The organism is Campylobacter concisus, from assembly GCF_902460535.1.
In the GTDB taxonomy this organism is placed as follows: Bacteria; Campylobacterota; Campylobacteria; order Campylobacterales; family Campylobacteraceae; genus Campylobacter_A; species Campylobacter_A concisus_AS.
Genome location: NZ_CABPTV010000009.1, coordinates 5,386 through 15,366, shown reverse-complemented (window position 1 = coordinate 15,366; position 9,981 = coordinate 5,386). Strand labels below are relative to the sequence as shown.

7 protein-coding genes, 1 tRNA gene and 3 pseudogenes are annotated in these 9,981 nt (G+C 36.7%); 6 read left to right on the top strand and 5 right to left on the bottom strand.

The window, feature by feature from the left end:
• Window positions 1-345: pseudogene (locus FZ945_RS08270) on the top strand (Cj0814-related protein); the annotation flags it as partial.
• Window positions 346-414: 69 nt separating this feature from the next.
• Here the strand turns inward: FZ945_RS08270 and FZ945_RS08265 are convergent.
• The 5 genes from FZ945_RS08265 to FZ945_RS08245 form a co-directional block, all read right to left on the bottom strand.
• Complete coding sequence (locus FZ945_RS08265; RefSeq protein WP_148803133.1) at window positions 415-1,251, bottom strand: Cj0814-related protein; 837 nt, start codon at window positions 1,249-1,251, stop codon at window positions 415-417.
• A gap of 117 nt (window positions 1,252-1,368) precedes the next feature.
• Window positions 1,369-2,469 (bottom strand): Cj0814 family flagellar-dependent secreted protein, encoded by a 1,101-nt coding sequence (locus tag FZ945_RS08260; protein ID WP_262367165.1) that lies wholly within the window; start codon window positions 2,467-2,469, stop codon window positions 1,369-1,371.
• Window positions 2,470-2,618: 149 nt separating this feature from the next.
• Window positions 2,619-2,705, bottom strand: a tRNA-Leu gene (locus tag FZ945_RS08255).
• Window positions 2,706-2,776: 71 nt separating this feature from the next.
• Window positions 2,777-3,079, bottom strand: a complete 303-nt coding sequence (locus tag FZ945_RS08250; RefSeq protein WP_012001719.1) for an HU family DNA-binding protein — start codon at window positions 3,077-3,079, stop codon at window positions 2,777-2,779.
• Window positions 3,080-3,203: 124 nt separating this feature from the next.
• Window positions 3,204-3,950 carry a YaaA family protein gene (locus tag FZ945_RS08245; protein ID WP_148803135.1) on the bottom strand — a complete coding sequence of 249 codons (747 nt, stop codon included), beginning with the start codon at window positions 3,948-3,950 and terminating at the stop codon, window positions 3,204-3,206.
• Window positions 3,951-4,092: 142 nt separating this feature from the next.
• Here FZ945_RS08245 and flgL point away from each other — a divergent pair, with 142 nt between their 5' ends.
• The 5 genes and pseudogenes from flgL (at window position 4,093) to FZ945_RS08230 (ending at window position 9,873) form a co-directional block, all read left to right on the top strand.
• Window positions 4,093-6,393, top strand: coding sequence for a flagellar hook-associated protein FlgL (flgL, locus tag FZ945_RS08240; protein ID WP_148803137.1), 2,301 nt, complete (start codon window positions 4,093-4,095; stop codon window positions 6,391-6,393).
• Between the two features lie 89 nt (window positions 6,394-6,482).
• Window positions 6,483-6,899, top strand: a pseudogene (locus tag FZ945_RS10665) (DNA translocase FtsK 4TM domain-containing protein); the annotation flags it as partial.
• A 273-nt stretch (window positions 6,900-7,172) separates the two neighbouring features.
• Window positions 7,173-8,636 (top strand): annotated as a pseudogene (locus FZ945_RS08235) (DNA translocase FtsK); the annotation flags it as partial.
• Between the two features lie 117 nt (window positions 8,637-8,753).
• Window positions 8,754-8,981: a hemerythrin domain-containing protein gene (locus FZ945_RS09920; protein ID WP_148803141.1), complete on the top strand. Its 228-nt coding sequence runs from the start codon at window positions 8,754-8,756 to the stop codon at window positions 8,979-8,981.
• Complete coding sequence (locus FZ945_RS08230) at window positions 8,908-9,873, top strand: GGDEF domain-containing protein (RefSeq protein WP_222862615.1); 966 nt, start codon at window positions 8,908-8,910, stop codon at window positions 9,871-9,873. Before FZ945_RS09920 ends, FZ945_RS08230 begins: the two co-directional genes overlap by 74 nt.
• Window positions 9,874-9,981: the final 108 nt, after the last annotated feature.

The window sequence follows — 9,981 nt, the reverse complement described above, 5'->3', positions numbered from 1 at the left end:
AACAAGGAGTCGCTTAGTCTTTTAGATAGAACCGACCTAAGCATAGATGAATTTAAAATATTATTTGCCAAAGCAAGAGAGAAAGCTACAAAGGATGTTGAAGAACAAAGAAAGCAGATAATTAAAGAAGAGCAAGAATACAATGCAAATTTTGCTAAAGAGCAGGCTGAGAAGAAATTTAAACCTATGCAGGTTAAGAAGAAGTATGAGACCTATGATATAAATAAGGATCAAAAATTTCTCTATGCAAGATAGCTTTTAAATTTCAAAGAAAAAAGAGGCATAGATGTCTTAGAGCTTATGCAAAAGATAGATAAGAAGCAAATTTTAAATAAGATGGCTTGATGGATAAAGCAGAACGAGCTTGTCATAGGATAACTTAGCAGCGGCTTGTGCTAGATACTAAAGATAAAGTTAAATCTTTTTATCAAAAACTTTTTTACCATTTTCTTCAAGTTTTTGCATAATGCGAAGCACATCGATACCTCGTTCTCTCTCAAGTTCTTGAAGCTTGAGCAAATATGAAAATTTCTCATCCTTAGTAATGTCATAAGTTTCAGTGTTTTTGCTTTCAGCTTGGATAGGAGTAAATTTTTTCTCTTTGGTGTCGTCTTTTTCTTCTTCAACGCTCTCTATATCTTGAATGCCCTTTTCATTCATCTCTTTTAGTATATTGACAGCATTTTTAGCATCTTCGCTAGATAAAGTTATATTAAATCGCTCTTTTAATGCATATTTAGCCCACTCCTCTTTAAACTCATCAACGCTCATATCGCTATCAAGCAGATCGACAGTCCTTGAGTTTTGCATAAATAGTAGCTGGCGATCGCCACGATATTCATTTAAAAATTCATTTACAGTGTATGGGGTATCTCTTAAAATTTTTGGCTTATCATTGTCTGGTTTTGCTTGCTGACCTTGTATGTATTCTACAAATAAACCTTTGCTTTCATTTATGAAATTTTTAAGATCTGATAACTGCTCGCTTGTAAAATCAGGATCGTAGCCTCTAAGCTTTCCTATGATAGTGACTTTTGCTTCATCACCTTTTGTAAAGCCAGATAGCGGATATATATGTCTATCGTAAGCCGCAGCTTGAGCCTTTCTATCAAGCCTTGCGTATTTAGGAAAGCTCATACCATATCCCATATTGTTATCAAGGATCTCGTTTATATCGTTAAATTTAAAGCCCATCTCACTAGCTATGTGTTCTCTAGACAGATAAGGATACGGCGAGCTAGAAATTTGCATTTTACTATCCTTAGTAAGTTTTAAACTACCTAGTGACTTCTCAAAAAATTTATTTGAGTAAAATCTCTCTTTGTTTAAATCGACCTTTCAACAATTTAGTTTATATATGACTTCTCTCTACAAAAAAGTATTGCTAATAGAACTTATCCTTTCACTCCAAGAATTTGCTAGAGAATTTATATCTTCGCTAGTTGGCTTAAATTTCTCATATTCGTTTGAAGTGACACTCTCTGCGTTAATGTTCTTTGATCTTGCATACATTAAAAGCGTTAGCTCTTTAAGTCTTTCTTTTATGAGTGCTTTGATACTCTCATTGTCCTTACCCACTTTTTCAAAATCCACAAAGTACTCTTTATGCTCTCCAGTGCTTGAGATATCATTTAGTGCAGCACTGCTAAGCTTAGTCTTTGCACTATCACTTGGTAGCGGTCTAGAACTACGTAAAAATCCCATGAAAAGAGCCTCTTTGCTATAACCTTCATCCGACTTATAAAAAGAGATATCAGGATTAAAACTAAACTCGTCACCTGCCTCGCTCATCGTAAAATCAACCTCTTTTACTATGAGCCTAACGCCTGCACTTGAAAGCTCTTTACTAAGAGTTTTGGCGCTATTTAGCTCATCAGTGCTAGAGTAGATATTTGAGATAGTGGAGTTTGATAGATCTTTTAGCAAATGTCCTTTGGCATCATAGTGAGTGCCTTTTGTGCTGTAGCCTTTTGGTAGTTTGCCTATATCTGCAAGGGTGTAGCTCTTTTTATCATCACCTAAGGCAGAGGTCATTTGGTCAAATAGTCTGTAGTAGTGCTTTATGGTGTCAGCCATATCGATGTTATCAAAGATCTTTATCTGCTCGTCTTTGCTTTTGATGCGATTTAGCACATGGTTACGTTCGGCAAATCTACTAAGCTCATCAAGCGTGCTTTTATGGATTTTAAAGTCCTGTGGCAAGCCTGCAGCTTTGTTAAAGTCAGCTCCCATAAAGCCAGCTTTATCCACTGTGTAGCCATAAGCTTGAAGATCACTGAAATTTAAAGAGATGAGGCTATTTTGCGAAGAAGTGGTATAAGTAAATTTAGCAGGTTCTTGGCTTGGTTCGCTAATCTTTTCTTTGGTTTTTTCGTTAAAAATATCACTAAAATTTATAGATCTATCTTGCTTGTGTTGTTGCTTAGTATATGAATTTACATTTGTGCTTAAGATGCTAATATCATTCATGGCATAACCGCCTAGCTTCTTTTATGTTTAAAGCAAAAAGGTGTTCCAGAGAAAATTGGTATTTCATGCTCCGTTGTTATTCAGTAAAAAATAATTACTTATAACTATATATCGTTACATGTATTTGGATTTTTTAAGATATTGTATAATGGTGCCCGAGGTCGGACTCGAACCGACACAAGGTTGCCCTTATCAGATTTTGAGTCTGACGCGTCTACCAGTTTCACCACTCGGGCTAAGTTAAGATTGAAATTTTAAATTTGTGAGAAGAAAGAAAAAGGGGAGAGTTGCTCCCCGAAAAAGAAAATTATTTCTTTTTACCTTTTTTAGCAGCACCAGCAGCAACTGCTTCTTTAAGTTTTTTGCCAACTTTGAATTTGACTGCTTTGCTAGCAGGAACGTCGATTACTTTCTTAGTTCCAGGAACTCTAGCTTTCCTTGCAGCTCTGTCAGCAGTACCGAAAGTACCAAAGCCTATAAAGCTAATTGTATCGCCTTTTTCAAGAACCGCTTGGATTGTCTCCAAAGTAGCATCAACAACTTTTAGAGTATCTTTTTTTGAAAGACCAGCCTTGTCGGCAACCGCTTGAATAAATTCAGCTTTTTTCATGAACCATCCTTTTAAGAAGTTATGGGGCAATTCTACACTCTTTTAAAAAAAAATACAATACTTTTTCCCTAAATTTAGCTCTTTTTTTGCATTTTTTTAGTAAAAAAGACCAAATTTTGAACTCTCACTCACAAATTTCAAACGTAAGCTCGTTTTTTAGCCCTATCTTTTTCATATCCACAAGTTTTAAATTTTCAAAATTTAGAGCCATTAGTTCATCTTTGTTTGTCACTTTAGCATTTGCGATCTGGCGCAAAACCTCACCTCTATAGGCTTTTGCATGGTGGCTTAGTATCTTTTTGTTTTTCAAGAAACAAAATGTCGTAAATTCTTTTTTTATCACATAAAATTTCTCATAAAATTTAGCCCTAAGATCTAAAATTTCATCATTTTCTAAAAAGCTATCGACCGCCTTGCTAAAATTTTGCTCATAAAATTTTGAAATATCAAAGCCGGCTAACTTTTCGCCTTGTTTTAGTTTGTACTCAGCTATCTCATCTTTTGCTAAAATTGGCCCAAATAAATTTGAAAATATCAAAACATTATTATCTATATATTTTTGAGCATCATCGCTTAGTCCGCGGTAGTTTAGGTGCTTGTAGGCAACGCCGTCATATCTTAAGATAGCTTTTATACTGCCTTTTTTAGATAGACTTTCTCGCAGTTGCTCGCTTTCCTCAAGCTCTTTTAGCCCAAAAAGCTTTTTTATCTCGTCTAAATTTGCACTTTTTAAAAAGTCATCATATCTATTTAAAATTTCAGCCCTTTTGCTAAAAAGCTTGGGAAAGATCAAATTTTTACCATCAAATTTATCACTTGTGTTTAGAGAAATTTTGCTTTCGCTTGGTGAGAAGAGGATTTTTAATGCCATTTTCTTTCCTATTTTTATATATGTAAATTTTGGCAGATTATACAATAAAACTTTTTCGCACTAAAAAAAATCAAATTTTCACCGATATATTACAAAGCGGAATTATTCTTGCTTAGAGTGAATAAAAATTTAGGGAAAAATTATGAGAATTACAAATCAACTACGTTTTAGTCAGACTTTGCACGACTATCAAAAAAATATGGTTGGCGTAAATAAAAGCTATCAGCAGCTCTCAAACGGACTTAAAATCCAAGATCCATACGACGGTGCTGCGGTTTATAACGATGCTATGAGGCTTGATTATGAAGCGACCACTCTCACTCAAGTGGCAGATGCTACTGGTAAGTCAGTAAATTTTGCAAAAAACACAGACAATGCACTGAAAGAATTTGAAAAACAGCTTGAAAATTTTAAAACTAAAGTCGTTCAAGCAGCCAGCGACGTGCATAGCACAACCTCTCTTGAAGCTTTAGCAAACGACCTTCAAGGCATCAAAAACCACCTTGTAAATATCGCAAATACCTCTATAAATGGGCAGTTTTTATTCTCAGGAAGTGCTGTGGATACTAAGCCGATAGATGGCTCAGGCAAATATCAAGGCAACCGCGACTATATGAAAACTTCAGCTGGTGCGCAGGTTGAGCTACCTTACAACATCCCGGGATTTGATCTATTTTTAGGAAAAGATGGCGACTACAACAAAATTTTAACAACAAACGTGATGCTAGCCGATCAAACTAGAACCGACATCGCTTATGCGCCAAAATATCTTGACGAAAATAGCAAGATAAAAAATATGATCGGTCTAAACTACGCTAGAGACTCAGTTGTTGGCAGCGATGGCTCTTATAAAGGCACGATCGAGCCAGATTATGACTTTTTGGATACTTCAAATGTAAAATTCCCTGACACATACTTTTTCATGCAGGGCAAAAAGCCTGATGGCACGACATTTACGAGTAAATTTAAGATGAGTGCCGATACGTCAATGGCTGGTTTGATGGAGAAGATCGGTATGGAATTTGGCAACACAAAGACGACAAAAGTTGTCGATGTGAGCATAAATAACGACGGACAATTTAACATAAAAGACCTCACAAAGGGCAATCAAACGATAGACTTTCACATGGTTGCAGCTACTTCTGTGGCAGCAAATCGTGGTGCGATAGCTCCAAATACGACGCTTAATAATGTAAATTCCTTAAAGGCACTTGAAGATATGGCAGATACTGTGCCAAAAACGGTTCATATAACTGAATTTACAAAGAGCAAATATCTTGATAAAGATGGAAATTTAACAAACGCATTTGACTATGACAAGGTTAGATTTGAGCGAAAGGACAATGAGCTAATCGCAAATTTACCTCAAGTAGCTAGAAGAACGGGTGAGTTTGCAACCGATCAGACAAAGCTAAGCGAGGTTTCAGGCACAAAAGAGAGCTACAATAGAAATTTATACCCAAGAGATGTCGATGCTAGAAAGAGGGAGCTTTACAACATAGATCGCCAAGAGATAGGCGTGCAAGTAAAATCAATAACCGGCACAAGATACGACATCACAGTAAAAATGGGCGAAGCAGGTGGCACGGACTCTCCTGTGCAATTTGATATAAAATCAACAACAGCTGCTGGCGCGGTATCTCCAACTAGAACTTTAACAGTTTATAACTCAGATGAATTTGGTAGTTACAGAACCTATGCAAGCGACTTTACATATCGCCAGCTAATGGACATCGTAGCAATGGCTGCAAGCGATAATATCCCAAATCCTCAGCACGCAGAAAATGCAAACTTTGATACAGATGTCGAAAAGGTAAGAAGAGATCAAAACTATAACGCCTATAAAGAGGCTTTGTCAAAGACTAGAGGCGCAGTAGAGGTAAATTTAGACGATAAGGGCAGGATGGTGCTAACTGACAAGACAAAATCTGTCACAAATATAGAGCTTACTATGTATGATGCTAAAAATGGAGATAAATTTGACGGAGATAGCACTGGTATTGCTGGTCATGCTCAAGGAAAGGGCTCAGTATTTAGCTTTAACGAAAACAATGCTTTAACTATCGATGAGCCAAGCACAAGTGTCTTTCAAGACCTTGATGATATGATATTTGCCGTTAGAAATGGCTATTATAGAGCAGACGCTAACAATCACGACCCACGAAATACAGGCATGCAAGGCGCTTTAAAAAGGCTAGATCACTTGGTAGATCATGCAAATAAAGAGCTTACAAAGATAGGCTCTCAAACAAAGCTACTAACTGCTACAAATCAGCGTGCAGAGGTCATGAAAGTAAATGTGCTAACTGTTAAAAATGACGTTATAGACGCAGACTATGCAGAGTCATATCTTAAATTTACGCAGCTTTCACTCTCATATCAAGCGACACTTCAAGCAAGCGCTAAGATAAATCAATTAAGCTTGCTAAACTACCTAAACTAAAATGATAAATCAGCAGGCCTAGCTTGCTGATTTTTTAAAAATTAAACTCAAGCGTGCTATAATAAGCCTTTTTAACAAAAGGATCTAAAATTTTAAGACATATATTATTTACTATTTTTGTTTGTTTTTTTGTATATTTTGGCATCGCTACGGCTGCTCCGACTGCTGATTTTGTAGGCTTGCTTGGACAAAGTCTTGGTGTTTTTAATATCAAGTATTTTGGCCTTATAGCCTATGTTTATCCATTTTTACTTATCGTTTTAGGCTATTTTGTATATAAAAATTTTAAGAAATTTGACTTTGATTTTGCCCAGTTTGTAGTTGGGATTTTTCTATTTTTTATCGCATTTTTGATGTTTCAAGCGCTAACCACTTCTGGAGCAAATAGCGGCGTGATAGGTGGCTTTATAGTTTCAGCTCTAAAAGAAGTCATCGGCGCTATCGGCACCGCGGTTGCAATACTTATGATATTTATCATCTCACTTGGACTTGCTTTTAGAGAAAATTTTGTCATTGTTTTAAGAAAGGCTTTTGTAGATAAAGAGCCAAATGGCTATGAAGAAAAAAGCAGAGGCGTAAAAGAGGTAAGGGCAAGGCAGATACCAAAGATAGAGCGCAAAAAGCCAAAAGCCGAAGAGATAAAAGAAGAAGAGCTTATAGATGCTCAGGTGCTAAATGATGATGAGCCAAATTTAGAGAGTGAGCCAGAAACTGAGCAAGAGATGGAGCCGGCACAAGAGAGCAGACCTGCTACTATAAGCGGGGTTGAAATTTTAAACGAAGTGGCTGAAAACAAAAAACTTCTTGATCAGATAGAGCGTGGCAAGGTCGAAAAGCCAAAAGACTTTGTCTTGCCACCGCTTAAATTTCTAAACGACCCTCCAAAGCGCTCGCACAATATAAATGAAGCCGAGATCGATCAGCAAATTTCAAATTTACTCGACAAACTGCGTAAATTTAAGATAGATGGCGACGTGGTGCGAACCTACACTGGCCCTATCGTCACGACATTTGAATTTCGCCCAGCCCCACACATCAAGGTTAGTAAAATTCTCACTTTACAAGATGACCTAGCGATGGCGCTAAAGGCGCAAACGATCCGTATCCAAGCGCCGATCCCTGGTAAAGATGTCGTTGGCATCGAAGTGCCAAATCAAAATTTAGAGACGATCTATCTAAAAGAAATTTTAGAAAGCGAAGTCTTTAAAAATGCGAGTAGCCCGCTAACCATGGCCCTTGGCAAGGATATCGTGGGTGCTCCTTTTGTGACTGACCTTAAAAAGCTTCCACATTTGCTGATCGCTGGCACAACAGGATCTGGCAAAAGTGTGGGTATAAACGCGATGCTTTTAAGTTTGCTTTATAGAAATAGCCCACAAACTTTGCGCCTAATGATGATAGATCCAAAGATGCTTGAATTTAGCATATATAACGACATTCCACACCTTTTGACACCGGTTATCACTGAGGCGAAAAAGGCGATCACTGCGCTTTCAAACATGGTCGCTGAGATGGAGCGAAGATATAAGATAATGAGCCAAACTCGCACAAAAAACATTGAGAGCTACAACGAAAAGATGAAGAGTGAAGGTGGCGAGCAGTTTCCATACATCGTCGTGATCATCGATGAGCTAGCCGATCTTATGATGACTAGCGGCAAGGACGTGGAGCTTTATATAGGCCGTCTAGCGCAGATGGCAAGGGCTAGTGGCATACACTTGATAGTAGCGACCCAGCGCCCAAGTGTCGATGTCGTGACTGGTCTTATAAAGGCAAATTTACCAAGTAGGATAAGCTATAGAGTGGGGCAGAGGATCGATAGTAAGGTCATCCTTGATCAAATGGGAGCTGAGAGCTTGCTAGGGCGAGGAGATATGCTATTTACGCCTCCTGGAAGCCCTGGAGTGATCAGGCTGCACGCACCATTTGCTAGTGAAAAAGAGATCGAGACGATCGTAAATTTCTTAAAAGAGCAACAAGACGTGATCTATGACGAGAAATTTCTAGCAGAGGAGGGCTCTAGCGCAGGCTCGGCTGCTGGCGTGCTAGGCGAAGATGAGCTTGATGAGCTTTATGAAGAGGCAAAAGAGATCATCTTAAGTGAGCAAAAAACATCTATCAGCTACCTACAAAGACGCCTAAAAATAGGCTACAACAAAGCTGCAAATATAATCGAACAAATGGAGAAAATGGGCGTTTTAAGCCCTGTAAACGCAAAAGGTCAGAGAGAAATTTTGGTTTAAATATAAATTTATATTCAAAGAATAAATTAACCTCCTTGTTAGCAAAAATTTATTTATATATAAGTTATATTAAAATAAAATAAAACGCAATTGAGTTGGCTATGCAAGGAGCAAAAAATGGCACAACAAGTTGTATTTGCTTGGGGAAGAGAATTTGAAACAAATATTAAACAAGTTGATTCGGAACATAGATATTTGGTTGAAATAATCAACTCTTTAGGAAATAAACTTGCTGCACAAAATACTACTTTACGTGATGTCTCACCCCTTTTTGAAGAACTGGTTAGCTATTCAAAAATATCACTTTTCAAACGAAGAAGGGTTGATGCTGGAGGCAGGCGTTGATGCAAGACACGCCAAAGAACATCTCAAAGCTCACAGAGTTTTTATCAAAGAAGTTACATCAAAATATAAAAATTTAAATTCAAATAATATAAAGGTTGAGGCAAAGGAACTACTTGACTTTTTGGTGCAATGGCTAACCTTTCATATACTTGGCATAGATAAAAATTTATCCGCTCAAATGCGACTTATAAAATCAGGCTATACTTCAGAACAGGCATATGAAGAAGTTAGTGGAGTAAATCACGAGCAGCTTGATACTTTAGTTAAATCTTTTAATGGTGTTTTTGGTGTTTTGATGAAATATAATGAAGAACTTTTGATGCTTAAAAATTCACTTGAAGAAAAAGTTAAACAGCGCACAGAAGAGTTGCTTGAGAGCAATAAAAAATTAGAAATTTTAGCTATGACCGACCAATTAACAGCACTTGCAAATCGTCGTAGAATGAGTTATGAGCTTGAAGACTGTTTGCAAAAATACACTGAAAGTAAAGTTCCATTTACGATCATAATGTTCGATCTTGATAATTTCAAAACCATTAATGATACTTTTGGACACGATGCTGGCGATGTTGTGCTTGTGGAATTTTCAAATGTTCTTAAATTTAATCTACGCACTGATGATATAATATGCCGTATAGGTGGAGATGAATTTTTAGTAATATGCCCTAGCACCGATGCTGATGGTGCATTAAAAATAGCTACAAAAATTCATAAAAAAATAAATAAAATACGTATCGAATTTAAAAATGCTTGCTGGATCGGATCTGCAAGCATCGGAGTTGTTACGGTAAATGACAAGATCGCGGCAAAGGAAAAAATTTTAAAAGCTGCTGATAAATCAGTTTATGATGCTAAAAATGCTGGAAAAAATAAAGTTGTTTGCTTTAAATAATTTTTAGATTCCAATTTTTAAATTTACATTAAAAATATAACTTCTTGTGTGTTTTAAAATTTTTAGTTTTTAGTATTTTTTTAAAATTTTTATTCATTTTTTATTCGT

Bases quoted from the DNA above. Each gene is read 5' to 3' on its own strand.
- flgL (WP_148803137.1), top strand. From the start codon at position 4,093: ATGAGAATTACAAATCAACTACGTTTTAGTCAGACTTTGCACGACTAT.
- FZ945_RS08245 (WP_148803135.1), bottom strand. From the start codon at position 3,950: ATGGCATTAAAAATCCTCTTCTCACCAAGCGAAAGCAAAATTTCTCTA.
- FZ945_RS09920 (WP_148803141.1), top strand. From the start codon at position 8,754: ATGGCACAACAAGTTGTATTTGCTTGGGGAAGAGAATTTGAAACAAAT.
- FZ945_RS08250 (WP_012001719.1), bottom strand. From the start codon at position 3,079: ATGAAAAAAGCTGAATTTATTCAAGCGGTTGCCGACAAGGCTGGTCTT.
- FZ945_RS08265 (WP_148803133.1), bottom strand. From the start codon at position 1,251: ATGCAAATTTCTAGCTCGCCGTATCCTTATCTGTCTAGAGAACACATA.
- FZ945_RS08260 (WP_262367165.1), bottom strand. From the start codon at position 2,469: ATGAATGATATTAGCATCTTAAGCACAAATGTAAATTCATATACTAAG.